Source organism: Mycoplasma sp. 5912 (genome assembly GCF_054353835.1).
Window position 1 is genome coordinate 49,281 of sequence record NZ_JBTHHI010000006.1, and the last position, 19,830, is coordinate 69,110.

Below are 19,830 nucleotides of genomic sequence, written 5' to 3' on the forward strand. Positions count from 1 at the left end.
TATTTTTAAATATAATTATAAAAAGAAAGGATAGAAATGGACAAAAAAGTACCTAGTTTGAGGTTTAATGGATTTGAAGATGAGTGAGAACAACAACTTTTTAAAGATATTTATGTTTTAGGTAAATCTGGTGGGACTCCTTTAACAACAAATAAAAAATATTATTCAGGAAATATACCTTTTTTAACTATTAAAGATATAACAAATTCAGAAAAACTTATAAAAAATACAGAAAAAAGAATTTCTGAAGAAGGTTTAAATAACTCTAACGCTTGATTGGTTCCAAGAAATTCATTAAATATGTCTATTTATGCTTCTATAGGAAAAATAGCGATTAATAAAGAAAATTTAGCAACAAGTCAAGCTATTTTTAGTTTTATTTTAAAAAATAATAAATTGCTTGATTTTTATTTCTATAATTTATTTTTTAAAAATTTTAAAAGACACTGAAATAAAGTATTATCAACAGGAACTCAACCTAATTTAAGTAGCGAGATGGTTAATAAAGCAAAAATTTGAAAATCATCAAATGAAAGAGAAAATATTTTAATAGGAAGCATATTTTCTTCTTTAGATTCTCTCCTTTTGCTTCATCAGCAAAAATATGACTTTTTAATGAACATTAAGTCAACTTTGCTATCTAAAATGTTTCCTAATCAAAACTCAAAATTTCCTAATATTCGTTTCTCTGAATTTACTCACGCTTGAGAACAGGAGGTTCTGGAATCGCTCTTTGATTCATATGGTGGAACATCGCTTGAGGATTATTTTGATAATTTTTCTCCTTATAAAGTAATAAGTATAGGGAGTTTTGCAGAGAATTTTACTTATAGAGATCAAGGATTGAGAATCGATTTAAACGAAAAGAGTTCTAAATACATATTAAAAAAAGGTGATTTAGCGATGATAATGAATGATAAGACACCTGAAGGAAAAATTATAGGTTCATGCTTATTAATAGACAAAGACGATACCTTTATTTATAACCAAAGAACTCAAAAATTATCACCTAGAGATGATAAAATAAATAGTAGTTTTGCTTACATCCTACTGAACTACAAAAGAAATAGAAATAAAATCATAAGAGATTCACAAGGTAAAACGCAAATTTATATAAATTGGTCAAGTGTCAAAAATATTACACACAAAATCACTTCAAGCCTCCCTGAACAACAAAAAATCTCCCAACTTTTCTCTTCTTTAGACTCCATCCTTTCACTTCATCAGCGTAAGTTGCAAATAATTAAAAATATTAAGAAAAAAATGTTAGAAAAAATGTTTGTTTAGGTTATAACACACAAAATATTGCAAAATGTAGGATATCAAAACATTCTTTGATATCCTAATTTTCGTGGGTTTTAAAATTTAGATAAGACTTGATATCGATCGCATCACTAAATCGATATCTTTATTTTCTAACTCATTAATGATATGTAAATAAATTCTTTCGGTAGTATTCATACTAGCATGACCAAGTCGCTTTGCAACGGAAGCTATTGATACCCCAGCATATAACAACAATGATGCATGTGTATGTCTAAGAGCATGAATTGTTATCGGTGGAACATTTGCTTTGTTACACCTGCGAATCAAAGTATCATTAATGGTTGAATTGTAAATTCGTTCTTTGAAAACAAAGATAGGTTTTTCCGGATCTAAGTCCTTTATTATCATTGCAAACTGTGATGTTGTCATTCAATCAAGTTGTACCTTGCGAATTGAAGATTTATTTTTTGTAGGAAGAAATCCACCATTTTCTTTATAATTTCAAGTCTTTGATACATTCAAGTTTTGTCTAACAAAATCAAAATCTTTTGGTGTAATAGCCAATGCTTCTGAAAACCTTAATCCTGTTTTAGCTATCAACAAAATTAATCAATCTATGTTTAATTGTGAATCTAATTTTAGTGTTTTAAGAAGCAATTGCAGTTGAAATTGATTAAGATATTTTTGTCTTTTTTCTCTAGGATTTTTTCCTTTAATAACTACCTTTCGAGTCGGATCGCTTTGTAAATAACCATCATCTAGTGCATCCAATATGCAACCCTTAAGATGATGATGAAAATCCATAGTAGTTTGTCTTTCATGGGTTAATGCATATTCGTTTAATAATTTTTGATATACATAGCGATCTAAATTACTTAGTTTAAGATTGGGTGCTAGTTTAATAAGTCATCTTAAGGTTAGTTCATATTTTTTATAACTAACATCCCTTATTGAATCTTTTTTATATACTAAGATTCAGTTTTCAAAAAATTTGTGTAATAGTATATCTGGTTTTCTTTTCATTATTCTCCTTTTAACCCACGGATATTATGTAAAAATCATATTATAGAGATAAAGAAAGAATAAGATATAAAATTATATACTACAACTTTCAATTTATAACTAATCTATCAAAAGAAACATTATACAGAGATTTTAAATTTTTAATTCCTTAAAACTAACAAGTTAAAAAAAGGATATAAAAAATAACCAATGGGGCGGTTGACGGGATTCGAACCCGCGAATGACGGGACCACAACCCGCTGTGTTAACCACTTCACCACAACCGCCATAATCTTGGTTATTGCTAGTATATTATACCGTAAATATCAAAAAACATAGTTTTATAACTATGTTTTTTTATGTCTATTATATAGGTATAAAAATAAAATATGAAATTTTTATACCTATATAATTTTTTTATTTATGATTTTTTCTCTTTAATGTAGGGAATAAAAGCACATCGCGAATCGAATCTTTTTCAGTAAATAACATAGTAAGTCGATCAATTCCAATCCCACATCCACCAGTAGGTGGCATTCCATATTCTAACGAATCAACAAAATCTCAATCTATATCACTTGCTTCGTCATTTCCGTTTTCTTTTTCTTGTAACTGTTCTTGGAATCTTTGCAATTGATCAATTGGATCACTCAACTCAGTATACATATTTGCATATTCTTTGGTATTTATAAATAATTCAGCACGTTCGGTAAATCTTGGATCTTTTGATTTAACTGTTAAAGGAGAAATTTCAATTGGATGTCCATAAACAAAGGTTGGTTGTATCAAGGTTTTTTCGATTAATTCTTCAAATAGTTCATTTATGATATGACCTAATTTAAAGAATTTTTGTATCTTTACTCCATTGTTTTTTGCTACTTCTATTGCTTGTTCAAGTGAAATATTTCTAAAATCTACATTAGTTGCTTCAGAAACCGCATCTACCATATCTAGACGTTTAAAAGGTTTTGATAAATCAATTTCTACACCTTTATTTATGACTTTTTCTTTACCGAGATTTCTTGCAATTGTTTTCAATAATGTTTCAGTGCGATTCATCATTCCTTCTAAATTAGAGTATGCTTCATAAAACTCTATTGAAGTAAATTCAGGGTTATGTGTAGTATCAATTCCTTCATTTCTGAATATACGTCCAATTTCATAAACACGGTCAATTCCTCCTACTACCAACTTTTTAAGAGGAATTTCTGTTGCGATTCTAAGAACGAATTCTTGATCAAGAGCATTATGATGTGTAGTGAATGGACGAGCAGCAGCACCGGATAAATAATCATTTAAAAATGGTGTTTCAACCTCCATATATTCTAGAGCATCAAAGTATTTACGAATTTGCGAAATAATTTTTGTTCTGGTTCAAAATACATCTTTTACTTCATCATTAACAATTAAATCCACATATCTTTTACGATATCTTTCTTCTACATCACTTAGTCCGTGATATTTATCAGGTAATGGTTTTAATGCTTTTGTAAGTAATTTTATATGTGTTGCTTTAACAGTCACAGCACCTGTGTTTGTCTTCATCACACTACCTTCAACATAGATAATATCACCTAAATCTAAGGTATCAACTAATTTTGCTAATTGTTCATCTTGTTTTTTATTAAAATATACCTGCATCTTTCCGTGATAGTCTTTCAATAAAATAAAAGGTCCACGCATAGTCATAATACGTCCTGCGATAGCAAGAAAATGCGGTTTTTCTTCAAGATGTTCTTTTGTTACATTTGAGTATGCTTTTTCAATATCATCTGAATAAGAAAGTTCTTTTAGGTTATCAGCTTTAGCAAATGCTTCAACTCCTAATTGTTCATATATTTGTAGTTTTTTTCTTCGAATTTGTTCTTGTTCACTATATTTTTCCATTAATTTCTCCTTTTTATTTATTTTATCAAAATCTTTATAATTGTTGATAAAAAAACGGCAAAATGCCGCTTTATAATTTAAAACTGGTTTTGCATACTTTTTCTAACGACTCTTCACCGTGTTTTAAAGCAAACTCTTTCACTTGTTGTTTTACTTTTGAACTTGCCCCATAAGCAAATTCATAATTTCATTCACTTCTTTGTTTATTCATATACTCTATTAAATAATAACGAGCTATTATCGATGCACATGCAACAGATAAATTTATAGATTCGGCTTTTGGTTGATAAATAATATCAATATCTTTTTTATTAATATCATTAAATAAATTTATTTCATTAAATTTTTTTTGATACTTTAAAATAGAGTTAAAAGTTGAATATTGATCAACTAATACTGCAAAATCTTTTACATTTATATTGTTATATTTGTCAAAAAAATGTTCTAAACAATGCATATGAATAAAATATTTGATTTCATTTGCATTATATTTTTTTGATACTAACTTATTATAACCACTCTGAGTGAGTACGTATTTGGTATATGGAATCTTTTTTATCAATTCCTTTGCTAATATCTGGATTCTATTATCAGTTAATAACTTTGAATCCTTTATACCTAATTCAGTTGCTCATAAATGTAAATTATTAGGTAAAAATGCACAAACACCTATGACTGGGGTGAAAAAATCACCTACTCCTGTTTCATCTATACCTATTATCTCCTTATTTTTATATAATTGATTAAAAACATCAAGTAATCTCACTAATCTTCCTCTTGACTTCTCTTTCTGCGTTTTTCATTAGATTTAGCTTTTTCAAGTTCTGGATTATCTAAAAATTTATTTATATATCAACCTACTCCACCATCTTTGTTTGTTTTTGCAATCTTTACGGTCGCATATCTTTTTACTTCTCTAGTTGAATTTCCCATAGCTACAGAAACATTAGCAACCTTAAACATAGGAACATCATTAAAACCATCTCCTATTGCAACTGTATTCTCAATTTTTACATCATAGTAACGAATCAACATACTCAATGCTTTCCCTTTGTTAGCAGTAATATTAGTCATATCAAACACAGGACTTAATCCTTCCCCTTTTGACCAATATGAAAACTCTGCTAAATCACCATATCTTGATTTTAAGTATTGCCTTAATGATTCAACATCTGTTGTTTTTTTCACATCAAAAATTATTCCTGTTGGCATTAAAGGTATTTTATGAAAGTCTAAACCTATTTTTAATTTTGCTGTTGTAGAAAATCCAAAAACTTTTTCTAAGTCTTCATCACGATGTTGTAATTGCACTCAATCTGGTCCTTCAATTGCAATATTAGAAACTTCCTGCTGGACTTTTTCATCACCTAAAATATAAAGAGCTTCATTTAAGTTTAAATATTTTATATAAGGGATAAAACTTTCATCATAAGGTCTGTGAATGTGTGCTCCATTATAATTAGAAACAACAGTATCCAATTTTAATGCCTCATAAATACTTTTAGTACTTCTTCATGGTCTACCTGTTAAAATACATACAATATGACCTTCTGAAACAGCACGATTTATTGCATTTTTTGTTTGTTCGTGCACTTCCCCGGTAGCACTGGATTGCAATGTTGTACCATCTAAGTCAATGGCAAATAAATATGTTTCCTTATCCATTTATCTCCTTTTTTATCTTGTTTATAGTTAAATAATTAAATATATTAAATTATACACATTTTTGTTGAGATTTTGGATTTAAAAAATCCAGCTGATAAACCGTGTACTTAGTAGTTGGAAACATATATCGCAATATGACCAATTTTTTTTACGTGACCAGCTCAGGAGAGTTGTACGCTCTAATCACGGCTTATATGTTATTTATCGATAACTTTTATAATAAAAATTCTATACACAAATAACAATATTTCAAAATTACTAGAAATGTTAAATTAGATTCTTACTGGAGGTACGATGCTGCTGATGCTAGCGAGTTTAATAAAGCATCATCTAACTATTTATTTGCTTATTTAAATGCTATTTATGCTAAAAATGATTTAGAAAAGATAAAAAGAATTAATTATAAAAAAGAACTTGCAATGAATAACAAAGCAAAATAAATTATTAAAAAGGTGTTGGGTTAAAGTATTTATATAAGTATAAATGCATATTTCTTTTCCATAAAATTTGCAGATATAAAGAGTTTAAATAACTTTTTATATCATTTTCTAAACTCTTTTTCTCATTTATTATAAAATAAAAATGTAAGAAATCGTATACTTAATTAATTTCTTACAAAATATTATGATAAGGAGATATTATATTGAAAAAAAAGATTAAAAAAATTATTTCTTTTGGAACCTTATTTTTTGGTTCTATTGTAACTTTTGCTGCAATTGGTTTAACAAATACAACAAAAATAAATAAAAAACCTTGATATCTTGAATATCAGAGTAAAAAAGTTGAAATTCGTATAAATAAAAATGGTGAACTTTTCAATTCAGTGAGAAATGTTGCTGTAAATAATAATTTTGAATTAAAACTTTTATTAAACTTTGATGAAAAACCTAATTCTGTTTATGATGAAAATTGGGTAAAAGATAAAAACATTGAATTTATAGAAGCAATTAAAAAGAAAAGATTAAATTTTAAAAAATATCAAATAAGTTCGATGATGCCAATTGTTTGATTTTATTTTGATGATGAAATTCAAAGAAAAAATTTCATTAAAAGCATTATAGATGAAAAAGAAATTTATAAAGGTATAATTTTCCCTAATGAAATACAAAATAAGCGGTTATCTTATAATAATAAAACAGATTGGGATGTGTATTTCGATCGTGATATAACAGTAGATAATACAAAAGATTTAGAAATAGTCAATTTCAAAAAACAAAAAGAAAGAGAAGATAACAGATATTATAATAATGTAGGAAATATAGGTGTTTTAGAATGAAATGGTATGATAGATGAAGGAAAATTACAAAATTTTCAAAAGTTTGGGATTAAATTTTATAATGTATCAAATTCAAATTATAGACATCATGCTAATGAAGTTTCAAATGTTGCTGTAGGTGATCGTGGTTATGATAGATATTCAAAACTTTTCTTTTCTACATTTATTAATGATTCTCAATGACAAACAGCCATAGAATGAATGGTTAAAGAAAACGGTGTTAGAGTTATAAACCATAGCTATGGACCAGAAAAAGATGAATATAGAAGAACATACAATGAAAATAATTTATTTTTGGATTACATATCAAGAAAATATGGAGTTGTAAATATTTTTTCTTCTGGTAACGGGAATGATGAAAAACAAACAGAAAATGAATGAATAAATGGTGATTTACTCTCTTTTAATGACATAGTTGTAGGTGCATTAGATTATAACCAGCAAACAGATAAACCGACTGAAACAATTGCTAAATATTCAAATTATTTATTACCGGATAAGTATACAAATCTTTCAAAACCTAATGTTGTAGCTCCAGGATATTTATATAGAAGATGACATAAAAGCGAAAATGGTATTTGAGAAAAATTTGGTGTTGATGGTACAAGTTTTGCTGCACCAGTAGTCACTGGTTTAGTCTCAACTCTGCTAAGAGAAAAAACATTTTTAGATAATGATAAAAACCGATTACAAGCTATAAAAGCCATTATAGGTGCTTCTTCAAGAAAACCAAATGTTAATAATTTAGAGTATAAGTCAAACGGATATTCAACTGTCTATGGTTCAGGAATAATAGATTTTGAAAATATGTTAGTTGCTTCAAATAACTTAGTTACAAAGCAGGTGTCAAAATCGGATAAAGATTTTGTTCTATCAACAAAAGAATTTTATGTGCAATCAGGTAAAAAAATCAAAGGTGCTAGTTCTTGATTATTCAATTCTGGTTTACTAAAATCGACAGAGAACTTACCAACATATAATGCGAATGTAAATTGATGATGATTTCTAGGGATTCTTGGTGGAGTAATAGCTAATTCCATCGAAGGTTCAAGGTTAAGCAAAGAAAAAGCAGAATGATATGATACTCATATAGATAACCAAAGACTTAATCTAAAAACAGTCAATACTAAGCAAGAAGATAAATTATTTTCAGACTACGATTTATATCTAGAGAAAAAAGATAGCAATGGAAATTGATTTGTAGTAAAAAGTATAACATCAGTTAAATCAAATGATGAAATATTAGAATATACAACAGCAGAGTCAGGTACATACCGCTTGAAAGTTAAAAAATATTCTGATGCATTGTTTGATAATTCAATCGATGATAGTTTAGCATTAACATATACAGTTCAGGACAAATAAGATGAAAAAGTTCAAAAAAATCTTTTTTCCTTTTTCTTCTAGTTTGATTTTCTTTATGACAGCCTGTTCTACTGCTAAAACATCAGATGTTAAAGTAGAAAAGAAATATAATTTAGAAGATATAGAAAAATTTCGTTCCCTAATTAATAAATATAACAACGAAAATGGTATTAAATCAATTTATGATGAATACTTTTCAGATTTATGAAGAGATAATAAAGAAAATAACGGTAAATTTAAATACTTATTAAATAATAGATATGAAATTATTACTTCCGAAAATGAATTAAAAGAAAAGTTTTTAAATAAATTTACATTAGAATATATCAAAAAATATTATCATATAGATCATTTTGTTACGAATCTTAGTTTTGATGTAAATACATTAACAGAAGAAAAATTAGAAAAAATGAACCGAGAAAAGTTTCAAGAGACCTTTTTGGATAACCAAGATATAAGTGAGTTCTTTAAAAATAAAAATTTGTTAATATATGAAAGTTGAGTCAGTCATGCTACACAAAAGAGTACTCTTGTTGCCGATTATAAAAATAATAATAAAACAAATTTACATTTCAATATAGTTGACTCAGATGACTTAGGATTTGTAATAAATATACCTCATTATGTAGGGATTAAATACTTAAAAATGGAAGTAAAGTATCTTAATAAATCCGATACTATAACCATTTCCCCTTTAATGAACCTAGAACAAAACAAAGATTTTTACGAATACCTTAAAAAGTTATACAAGGAAGAATAAAATCAAAATAAGAACATTTTTATGATGTTCTTATTTTGATAAACTTTGATTTTGCTTTAATATCCTGATTTTGATTGGTTTCCTTCTACTATCGCAACTGATCTAGATGTTCCAAATCGCGATGCCCCTGCTTGATGCATTTGAATCAGGTCATCTAATGAAGAAATTCCGCCTGCTGCTTTGATTTGTAATTTGTCTCCTGCTACAGATTTCATTAATTCAATATCTTTTAAATTCGCTCCACGAAAACTAAATCCAGTAGATGTCTTAATAAATTCTGCTCCAGATTTTAGCACTATTTCTGTAGCTTTTTTAATTTCTTCTTCTGTTAATAAAGCAGTTTCGATAATAACCTTTAAAATTTTATTTCCACATACTTCTTTAACTTTCTTAATATCATTTAAAACATATTCATAATCTTTTTGTTTAAAGCGACCTACATTGATTACCATATCAATTTCATCAGCACCATGATCAATTGCAAGTTTTGCTTCTTGTGCCTTTGCTTGTGTTATCATTGCTCCTAGTGGAAAACCTATAACACTGGTAATACCTACATCGCTTTTTTGCAATTTTTCAGAAGCATACTTAACTCATGATGAATTCACACATACGGTTTTAAATCCGTATTTTTTGGCTTCATCAATAAGTTTATTAATATCTTTTTCGGTTGCTTCTGCTTTCAAATAAGTATGATCAATCATCTTGTTATAATTCATTTTTACCTCATTTTATCTAAAATTATTTTATTTTCTACGGGTGTTTTATTAATCCGATATCCTTGCATTAATTCATTTACAAGGGTTGGATCAATAGGTTTTGATGAAGATAGGGTGAAAAGTTTATATCCTGGACGAACCAATTCATTTGTTTTTTTATGAATTGTGATTCCGGCTTCAAAATCTATGCTATCTTCTTTGGTTTTTCTTCCGGCACCAAGTTTCATAGCTACGATACCGAATGTTAAACTATCAAAAATTTCCATATATCCATCGATTTGATTAAACACATGTAATTGGTATTTAGGTTTTCAAAACTCATCACTTTGCAACTTATTCACATCACCATTTTGTGCTTGCACAAAGTCATAAAACTTTCTTAATGCACTTCCATCTGAAATCACTTTTTGTATTTTTTGCAATGCATCAGTTTCATTAATAGCTATTTTTGCTTGTTGTAAAATGGTTGCACAAGAAGAAAAAACAAGTTCATTAAAGTCATCTGGTCCTTGTCCTTGCAAAGTTTTTATTGCTTCTAAAACTTCGTTTTTATTCCCTATTTCTCTTCCAATTGGCCGATTCATATTAGTTATTTCAACTCTTACATCTACATTTAACTCTTTACCAATATCAATCATCCGTTTAGAAAGTTCCTTAGCACTTTCTAAATCTTTCATAAATGCACCATTCCCGCATTTTACATCTAATAAAATTGCATCAGCTCCTGTTGCAAGTTTTTTAGACATAATTGATGATGCAATTAATGGAATAGATTCAACAGTTGCAGTTACATCCCTTAATGCATATAATTTTTTATCAGCAGGAACTAATTTAGCACTTTGTCCGATTATGGCGATTTTATGTTTTGTAACTTGCTCAATAAATTGCTCATAAGTTAATTCGATGTGAAAACCAGGGATGGATTCAAGTTTATCAACAGTTCCACCTGTATGTCCTAGTCCTCTTCCGCTCATTTTTGCTACTGGTGCTCCGCAAGCTGCAACTATAGGTGCAACTGCTAATGTAGTTTTATCTCCAACTCCACCAGTAGAGTGCTTATCTACCTTAATTCCAGGTATCATAGATAAATCCATAACTTCACCTGAATGCATCATATATTTAGTCATTAATGCAGTTTCCTTAGTAGTCATTGAATTAAAAATAACTGTCATTAAAAATGCACTCATTTGATAATCTGGTGTACTTCCATCTACATAAGAGTTAATTAAAAACTTAATTTCTTCTTCATTAAGTTCTAAATTGCGTCTTTTTTTATCAATAATATCAACTACACGCATTTTATCTCGCTAATTTTAAAGCAATTTCCATCATTTTTGTAAATGAATTTTGACGTTCATTTGCACTTGTTTCTTCGTGAGTAATTAAATTATCACTAATTGTTAACAAACATGCCGCTTGTTTACCTGTTGCTTGTGCATTAGTAAATAATGCATATGATTCCATTTCTACACAAAGGGCACCCGATACATCAATTCTTTTTTTAAGTGGTACAGATGTATAAAATACATCAGATGAATGTACTCTTCCTTTATTAATTTTAGTTCCTAAATCAGAAGCAATCTTTTCTATTTCGGAATTTAATTGAAAACTTGGTTTAGCAATGTGATCATTTTCGTTTAAAACAAGTTTTCTAAACGAATTATTGTCTGCATATGCTTCAGTTGCTAAAACAACTTCATATAAACCCAAATCCTCTTTATATGCTCCTGCAGACCCAATTCTTATAATGCGATCTACATCATAGAATTTAAATAATTCATAAGAATAAATACCAATTGATGGACAACCCATTCCGCTTCCTGCAATTGTTACAGGTTTTCCTCTATAAGTTCCAGTATACATAAACATATTTCTGATTCAGTTAACTAATTTATAACCTGGATCTAAGTATTTTTCTGCGATAAATCTAGCTCTTAAAGGGTCACCAGGCATAATAACTGTCTTAGCAATATCCTCTTTAGCTGCTCTAATGTGTGGTGTCATAAATCCTCCTTATATGATAAATTACTATAATAATTTTATCACTATTGATTTTTTCTTAAAATATTATCTTATTTTATAGTATAATATTATTATGAAAATGTTTTCTTAAAAATTGAAGAAAAATTATATTTTTTATTTTTATGAAACAAGAATGTGGAACATATTTATATTATATATACTGCAAAAGGTAAAATTTGTCCAATAAAGGCACATTTAAAAAAGATTAAATATAATTAGTCTTTTAAATGTGCTTGACACAGCACTTAATCATTAAAAAATGATAGTAAGGAACATTTATGAAAAAGAGATTTTTATTTACAGGTGGAATGGCGCTGCTTACAGCAACTGCTATAACTGCTTCTTGCACAGCTTCACCAAGCAATTCAAGCGAGCATCTCCCCCCCCCATTCAGCTCAGTTAATAGTTAAATCGCAGCGTGATAAATCTGATTTTTTTATTCCAGCGAATGAAAAAATTCGATATGTTGCAATTGGTGATTCAATTACAGAAGGATTTGATGGAACATTGTTAAGATCATATCCTGGTAAAAAAGAAGCAGATGGAAGCATCTCTGGTGTTTCATATCCTGCTTATTTAGCGAGACTTTTAAACCAGAATAATCGTGTAGATGACTTTGAAAACTTCGCTATTTCTGGTTCAAGATTACTAGATTGACTTCGTTTATTTAATATCCCTTATCAAAGTGGAATACCATATGAAAATAAGAATGAAATTACAATTTTTGGTAAGGATTGAAAAACATATGCACAAAAAGTTAAAGCAAAATTAAAGGATGCTAACTTAGTTACATTCTCACTTTCTGCTAATGATATGTTGTTTTTACTTTTCCAACAAGCATCCAAAGATGATGTTGTAAAAATTGTTAAAAAATACTTAGCAAAACAAGCAATTGCTGCTGATGTCGTAGCATTTTTTACCAAATTACTTAATGATGCATTAAGAGAAACACAAAAAAGATTATTAACTTTTGTTTCAAACCTTAGAACATTTGCCCCAAATGCAAACATCAATATTATTAGTTATCCAACCCCGATGTTTGGAATGGCTAATATTTTAAGGGATTATGTTAATAAGTTATTAGGTGGTAATTTTGATATTTCACCATTTGATTTTCTTATTAACCACCTTAATAACGGACTTAAAGAGGCCGCAAAACGTGCTAATATAAACTTCATTCAAGCAGTTAATGCTGATTATTGAAATCATAATGTAACTAAGTTTACTACCTTATTCTTTGATATTCACCCTAATATCTTTGGTTACAAAAAAATCGCAATGGATATTTATCTTAAGATAACTAATCCATCATTAAATGTTAATGATTATAAAAACTATGATTTTTCACAACAATACTTAAACTTAGATGCTGATACTGCTAAATATGAAATTCAAGTAAAGGAATCGAATGCTAAAGTTCTTGGTTTTAACACTGATGCTTACTTAAAAACTCGCACTAAACAAGAACAAGAAGTAGCTTCCGAAAGAAAAGTTTCTAACTTTAGCACCAGAATCGGTGAGTTAACTAACGACTTACTTGAAGGTGCTAAAGATGCGTTTAACTTCTTAGCTACTAATTCTACTTATAAACAACTTGATCCAAACGGACTTTTAATTAACTTATTGAATCAAAAACTTAGCAGTGGAAAAAATGGTAAAGATTCAATTATTGATACTATTATTAATGCTAAAACAATTAAAAACATAATCTATAACACCGAATCTGCTCTTTCAGAACTGCGTGCAAAGGGACAATTAACTTTAGATAAAGTTGCTCCGGTATTTAAGGATGCAGTCTTCAATATTGAAAACCTTGCTTTATTAATTGCTTCGCTTTCACAAAGTGAACTAGTAACAGAACACAAAGATCAGCTCGCTGTTGCTTTAAAAACAATCTTAAAAAACTCTTTAAGTGTTTTCAAAGACAAGATTTCAGGATTTTTAAATTCTAAATTACAAGAAAATCTAAGTGATTTTAACTTCACAAAAGATGATTTAAATCAACTTTCGCAAGCATTTATTTCATCACAATACCTTAAAAACTTAATAGATTTATTAATCGATTCATTTATCTTAAATCCAAGTAAATTCACTGAAGTTAAAACCCTACCTGATATCATTCGTGCTTTATTTAGTGATGAAAATCAAAATCAACAAATTACAGCTAATGTAAATAATCTCCTTATTGAAGTTCTTTCAAATCCGAAACTTAAGAAAATTACTACTGAAATTATTTACAATTTCCTTAAGAAAGGACAAATTGATAAGAATATCACTTCTGAACAAGTTGAATCTGTTGTATCCGACTTTTTAGCCTTAATTACCAATGTAAACAGTGAATTTAAAGTCTTTGATGAAGTAACTTTATCAGTATTAAATCATCTTAAAACTGTAGGTGACATCAAACTTCCTGATTTATTTACCAATGCAATCAAAGAGGTTTATGATAAATTTACTACAACTGGAAACCCAACAATATTATTTAGCATAATCAAAAGAGTAGCTCAATCAGATTTATTCAAAAATCACAAGGACTTTGCTAAACAAGTAGTTAAAAATGCATTAGATGAAAATAATTTAGCAAGAATTTCGCAAGAAATTGTCAAAACTATTAACAAGCAGAAAGAGGTTTCTAAATACATTTCATCTGATGCTGTAGCAAAATTAGTTCAACTGATCTTTAAGCAACCACAAATACATACACTTTTAGATGTAAGTGTAGATGCAATAATCGATAATGTGGATATTTGAGATAATGCTAATAATTTCACTGATATAGTTACAGAAATTGTAAAACGTGTTCCTTATGATAGCAACAAAGATTCAATTAATGCTGTTTTAAATAACATTATTAATGATCCAGATTTTGCTAATGTTTTAATTGATGCGTTTTCAACATCAATACAAACTTTTGGATTAAATAGCAAAGATCCAAAAATTAGTCAATTTATTAACGATTTAATTACACACATCCTAAAATGAATCAATGATAACAAATTTACCCAAAACATAATTGATGTGATCGGAGAAAGTCTTTCAGAAATTAAAACATCAAACAATCCTTTTGATGAATTTGCAAAAATTCCATCAAAAGTCTTTGATGTAATCAAAGATAAATTTACCAGCTTACCAAGTGAAAAAATTCAAGAATTAATCTCTGCTCCTTGAATCTCACAAAATTCTGATGCTGCGGCAGCAATTATTAAAGTTATTTTCAATGAACTAAATAAACGTGGTATCTTTGCTAAAAATATTGTTCCTGCTTTAAAAGATTTATTATCAAAGGATGCAGCAAAACCTTATCTAGATTCCAACGAAGTAACTCCATTATTAACATCATATTTACAAACTCAGCAAGGTATAAATTTCTTAGAAGATATAATTAAATTAATAATTTTAAATCCTAACCTTTTTGATAAATCAAATGGCCCTAGGGATATTACTAACATATTATTAAATAGTGCAGACTTTAAAAACATCCTAAATAAATACCTTGCACCACTTTTGATTCCACAGGCACAAGCAAAACATCTACCAAATACAGTTGCAAAACTTCTTCGCGAATTTGCTCGTAGATATAACTACAACATCGCAGATGAGTATCTTGATTTACTTCAATCACTTTATCCAAGTTTAGTAGATTTACTAAATCAGATGCAAAACTTTCCACAAGTTGCTAGTGCAGCAATCAAAGGACTTTCTGAATCAGAAAACGTTGATCAAATTGCTTGAAATATTTTTAGTGAAATTTCAAAAGTTATTAACTTCAAAGACTATGAATTTTGAAAAAAAGTTATTGAAACACCATTTATTTCTGAACATAAAGATCAATTTAGAAAACTACTTATTTCGTTCTTTAATACTTTCAAAACACAAGATTTATCATATGTTTTAGAAACTTTCTTACCTGATACATTATTTAATTTAACCAAGGAACAACTAAAAGAACGCATAAATGCATTATTAACTCACGATGAATTTGTATCAGTTTTAGATAGCACTATACAATATATTTTAGACAACACAAGCAAATTTACTAACTTCAACACATTCACAGATGCACTAAGAGATGTTGTTAAAAATTCTATTTTAGAGAAGTTATATAACGATTTTATTAAAAATCAAGCATGAGTTGATCAAATTCTTGATAAAGCATTAACCGATGAACAAAAACAAAGTTTAAGTAATTTAGGAGCTGATTTACACCTACTTAAAGAAGGTACAAAAGAAATAATTAATGATTCAAGTTTAAAAACTCAAATTTTTGCTGCTATTGATGATTTATTATCAAGACTTGATACCTTTAAAACTTTTACAAGTCGATCAGATTTGGTGCAAAAAATCTTTACTTCACAACCTTTCCAAGATGCAATTAAATCTATATTAACAAATATTTTTGCAAAATTATATACATCTAACAATTTCAAACAACTTTTGGCAAAAGTTTTAGTAAAACAAATTAATAAAACATCTTATGCATCGATATTCAAAAACATCGATGCATCAAAACAAGAAAAAGCTACTGAATTATTAATTGATGCCTTCGGTGTAACTGACAAAACTTTAAAACTTTCTCAAAGTTTTATCGATGGACTTGTAAAACTGCTATCAACCAACGGTACACAAATTGAATTAAGTGTATTATTTAACAAATGATTAGAGCAAGTTAAGGTATTTGCTTCTGATCCAAGTTATGAAGCAAAATTCATTCAATTGCTCAATAATATGCTTGCTCTACCACAACTTAAACAAGGTGATAACAAGGACATCTTTAGTAAACTCCTTGAAAATGGATTTGAACTTCTTATTAATCAAATTGATTTTGGTGGAATCTTATGAAACACATTCGGAAGTTACCTAGAAACCTTTGTCAACAATAACCTTATCAACAAAGAACAATTCACTACAATTATTAATTCTGCTTTAAGAGTCAATGGACTAAAGACAGTCATTGTTAATATCGTCAAATACTTCATCGATCACAATGACACCTTTAAAGATGCTAAATCTGTTTTAGATGTTATTAAAAAATATCTAAATGAATCAAATAATGAAACTAGTTTTAAAGATGCTATTAAATCTGTATTAAAAACTGCATTATCTTCAAATGATCTAAAAGTCGTAATTAAAGCAATTATCAATAATGTAATAACATACTTAAATATCCAAAAAACTGATCATATAACAACATTTATCGATGCAGTCGCTAATGATTTTGATGGATTATTTGATCGCACAGGTGTATTTGATAAAATATTATCAGCAGCAGTTGATTCAGTTAAAAATAGTAGTGATTTAGCAACCTTTGTAACCAATTTTACCAACAACATCAAAACTAATGTTAATTTCTTGCACTTTGATTTATTTAAGAAAGTTCTTAATGATAAAGTTATCAGCGAGCACAAAGATGGTGCTAAAGAGTTGTTCCATGCGATTGTAAGTAACTTATTAAATAACGAAGAAAAAACCAAAACATTTATTAAATCAATCAACATTTCTTCTTTCTTTATAAATCAAAGTGAACTCACTGGACCAGAATTTATCAATGATGCATTCGCTCTAGTACTTAAAGACTCTAATATCCGTGATTTAATCAATTTAATTCTTAGCGACTTTATCGATCGTGCAACTGAATATAATAATAACAGCGATTGATGAAGTGCATTAAATACCTTGTTTAAATCAAGTAAATCAGAACAATTTAAAACTAAATTCACTGAATGATTAAAGAGTGTACTTAAAAATCCTGACCCAAGACTTCCAAAAGGACTTGCACAATTATTAATCGCATCGCTTAAAAAAGCAGGTTTTGCTCTAAACGATGAAAGTGATTTAACTTTATTTACTACTGTTTTAACCAACTTAATGAAACAACTTGCTCAAAGAGATGAATTATCAAAAATGATTACACATATTTATGATAACATCAAGGCAATTGACTTTAGTAAGGATCATAATCCTAATAAAGTAAAACGTGCAATCATGGATGGTGCTTTATATATGATATTAACTGATGATAAAAAGAAGATATCATTAACCAAAATTGTTGCACAAAAAGACTTACTTAAAGCGCTTGTTGATTCAATCGGTGATGCTAACTATATAACCTTAGTAAACAGATTATTTGAATCATCTAGTCGTGAAAATAAAACAGGAATTTATAAGTTTATTGATAACTTTACTAAGGTTAAACCGGCACAACCTGCAAAACCACAAAATGTACAAGGTGCATCACCAAACTCAAGCAACCAACCAAGCAATGAGGATGTATCTAAAAATGATAATTCAGATGAATCATATGGTTTTGAAACAGGTGGAATATCTCAAATTCTACAAAATGCATCCGGTGTTTCAGATTTAGTTGCTGTGTTAACTGAACCAGCATTTAAAGAGATGATTAAAAAATCAGCAGATAATTCTTTTGACTATACAAATAATAACAAAAAGAATAATCCAGAATATAAATTCTTATTTAGACTTTCTGCGCTGATATTATGATGAATTCATGATGGTGCTGGTGTAACAGGAGCAACCTTCTGAAATAGTAGTAATTATGATGTTCAAGGTTACTGAAATGATGGTTTACGAAAAGCATTTAATGCTGCCGCAACTAAGGATTCTAAATCTAGTTGAGACAAACTAACTAATGATAAAAAAGTTGCTATTGGAGCTACTTCAAAAACAAATCCAAGTATTTTTGATGATACTTATATTATTGGGACTAAATCTACTTCATTTTGAGGTACCAACAATAACTCTGCTACCAAATATGACAAGAACTTGCTAATCAACTACATTTTCTATAACAATCACGGTAATCAAAATGATAAATATATTAGCAATAAAAAAATGAAGGATGTGTTGTTAGAAGCAATCGAAAAAGGATATTTAGGTTGACAAGGAACTGCTAAATAATCCGAAAGGAATCTATGAAAGTTAAAAAATTATGATGATATCTTAGTTTTGGTAGTATAACTATTTCTTCTGTTGCTTTTGCTGTTGCTTGCACACAACAAGTTCAACAAAAGCCAAAACCAAAACAAACTGATGATATTTTTAATCAACATGTTCTTCCACAAATAACCTTAGCAGATGTAGCACAAGATACTAAAAAATATACCAAAGATGATTTACAAAAAGCTCTTACAAACTTTTTAGCTGTGATTGCACCGGGATTTATAGTTTCTAATGCATCCAAAAATACTAATAATTTAAACAACAAAGAGACTTTAGATAAGTTAAATACTTTTGTAAAAGATATTATGAATCTAATCCCAACAGGTGGAGATTATAGCACTCTCACTAAGGTAATGCACTTTTATACAAAAGCATTACTTACACCAGGGTCAAAACATGTGGTCCCACAAAACATTGTTTCAGTTCTTTTCCAAATTTATGCCGGCATCCAAAGTTTACAAGCGCAAGCTGCTGCTTTGCAGCAACATAAATAAATAATAACAAGGATTGATATCCTTGTTTTTTTAATATTTTTAATAATTATGTATTTATAAGTAGCATTAAGATATAATTAAATTATGGATAAGAAATTACTTGATTTATTTGCTGGTTGTGGTGGATTAACATATGGATTTGTAAAAAATGGTTTTGTGATTACAGACACCGTAGAATTTTGAAAACCTGCACTAGATACATATAATCTTAATTTTAACCAAGATGCTTATGTTAAAGACATTACAGATCCACCTGAATTTCCCACTTTAATGTATTAAAAAATCGTTTAAGCCTTAAACATAGGCAAAAACGAATTTTTTAATAATTTTTTCTTACTGTTTCACAGTAATCATTAAAAAGCGTTCAACCTTCTTCGAAATTAAATCCTGTAATTTCGTTTCTTATACTTTCTATAA

The 19,830-nt window shown here is 28.4% G+C and carries 14 protein-coding genes and 1 tRNA gene; 7 read left to right on the forward strand and 8 right to left on the reverse strand.

Annotation, left to right across the window (positions count from 1 at the left end; genetic code table 4):
- The first annotated feature begins 36 nt into the window (after window positions 1–36).
- Window positions 37–1,287, forward strand: a complete 1,251-nt coding sequence (locus ACXYRP_RS02780) for a restriction endonuclease subunit S (protein WP_458615170.1) — start codon at window positions 37–39, stop codon at window positions 1,285–1,287.
- Window positions 1,288–1,365: 78 nt separating this feature from the next.
- On the opposite strand, the gene ACXYRP_RS02785 is transcribed toward ACXYRP_RS02780, so the two are convergent.
- From ACXYRP_RS02785 to ACXYRP_RS02805, 5 genes are all read right to left on the reverse strand, one after another.
- Window positions 1,366–2,289, reverse strand: coding sequence for a site-specific integrase (locus ACXYRP_RS02785; protein ID WP_458614026.1), 924 nt, complete (start codon window positions 2,287–2,289; stop codon window positions 1,366–1,368).
- Between the two features lie 190 nt (window positions 2,290–2,479).
- Window positions 2,480–2,555: transfer RNA gene (locus tag ACXYRP_RS02790), tRNA-His, on the reverse strand.
- A 130-nt stretch (window positions 2,556–2,685) separates the two neighbouring features.
- Window positions 2,686–4,155, reverse strand: a complete 1,470-nt coding sequence (gene lysS / locus ACXYRP_RS02795; protein ID WP_458615171.1) for a lysine--tRNA ligase — start codon at window positions 4,153–4,155, stop codon at window positions 2,686–2,688.
- 70 nt (window positions 4,156–4,225) lie between these two features.
- Window positions 4,226–4,921, reverse strand: a complete 696-nt coding sequence (locus tag ACXYRP_RS02800) for a ribonuclease HIII (RefSeq protein ID WP_458597938.1) — start codon at window positions 4,919–4,921, stop codon at window positions 4,226–4,228.
- Window positions 4,921–5,820 carry a Cof-type HAD-IIB family hydrolase gene (locus tag ACXYRP_RS02805; RefSeq protein WP_435128813.1) on the reverse strand — a complete coding sequence of 300 codons (900 nt, stop codon included), beginning with the start codon at window positions 5,818–5,820 and terminating at the stop codon, window positions 4,921–4,923. Before ACXYRP_RS02805 ends, ACXYRP_RS02800 begins: the two co-directional genes overlap by 1 nt.
- Window positions 5,821–6,463: 643 nt before the next feature.
- Between ACXYRP_RS02805 and ACXYRP_RS02810 the strand changes: the two genes are divergently transcribed.
- Together ACXYRP_RS02810 and ACXYRP_RS02815 are read left to right on the forward strand one after the other, a co-directional pair.
- Entirely contained in the window at window positions 6,464–8,461 is a 1,998-nt protein-coding gene (locus ACXYRP_RS02810; protein ID WP_458597940.1) for a S8 family serine peptidase, read from the forward strand.
- 1 nt (window position 8,462) lies between these two features.
- Entirely contained in the window at window positions 8,463–9,221 is a 759-nt protein-coding gene (locus ACXYRP_RS02815) for a hypothetical protein (RefSeq protein WP_458597942.1), read from the forward strand.
- 56 nt (window positions 9,222–9,277) lie between these two features.
- Here the strand turns inward: ACXYRP_RS02815 and deoC are convergent, their stop codons facing one another.
- Genes deoC through deoD form a run of 3 tightly spaced genes read right to left on the reverse strand, consistent with a single transcriptional unit; the run spans window position 9,278 to window position 11,944 of the window.
- On the reverse strand, window positions 9,278–9,940 hold the full coding sequence (gene deoC / locus ACXYRP_RS02820; RefSeq protein ID WP_458597944.1) for a deoxyribose-phosphate aldolase: 663 nt from the start codon (window positions 9,938–9,940) through the stop codon (window positions 9,278–9,280).
- 2 nt (window positions 9,941–9,942) lie between these two features.
- Window positions 9,943–11,238 carry a thymidine phosphorylase gene (locus ACXYRP_RS02825; protein ID WP_458615172.1) on the reverse strand — a complete coding sequence of 432 codons (1,296 nt, stop codon included), beginning with the start codon at window positions 11,236–11,238 and terminating at the stop codon, window positions 9,943–9,945.
- A 1-nt stretch (window position 11,239) separates the two neighbouring features.
- Window positions 11,240–11,944, reverse strand: coding sequence for a purine-nucleoside phosphorylase (deoD, locus tag ACXYRP_RS02830; RefSeq protein WP_458597947.1), 705 nt, complete (start codon window positions 11,942–11,944; stop codon window positions 11,240–11,242).
- A gap of 296 nt (window positions 11,945–12,240) precedes the next feature.
- Here deoD and ACXYRP_RS02835 point away from each other — a divergent pair, with 296 nt between their 5' ends.
- The 4 genes from ACXYRP_RS02835 to ACXYRP_RS02850 all read left to right on the forward strand — a co-directional run bounded on the left by ACXYRP_RS02835 (window position 12,241) and on the right by ACXYRP_RS02850 (window position 19,692).
- On the forward strand, window positions 12,241–12,372 hold the full coding sequence (locus tag ACXYRP_RS02835) for a hypothetical protein (protein ID WP_458597949.1): 132 nt from the start codon (window positions 12,241–12,243) through the stop codon (window positions 12,370–12,372).
- A 61-nt stretch (window positions 12,373–12,433) separates the two neighbouring features.
- A complete protein-coding gene (locus ACXYRP_RS02840) occupies window positions 12,434–18,877 on the forward strand; it encodes an SGNH/GDSL hydrolase family protein (RefSeq protein ID WP_458615176.1) in 6,444 nt (2,147 codons plus the stop codon).
- Window positions 18,878–18,891: 14 nt separating this feature from the next.
- Window positions 18,892–19,413 carry a hypothetical protein gene (locus ACXYRP_RS02845; protein WP_458615173.1) on the forward strand — a complete coding sequence of 174 codons (522 nt, stop codon included), beginning with the start codon at window positions 18,892–18,894 and terminating at the stop codon, window positions 19,411–19,413.
- 84 nt (window positions 19,414–19,497) lie between these two features.
- Entirely contained in the window at window positions 19,498–19,692 is a 195-nt protein-coding gene (locus tag ACXYRP_RS02850; RefSeq protein ID WP_458615174.1) for a DNA cytosine methyltransferase, read from the forward strand.
- Window positions 19,693–19,830 lie beyond the last annotated feature (138 nt).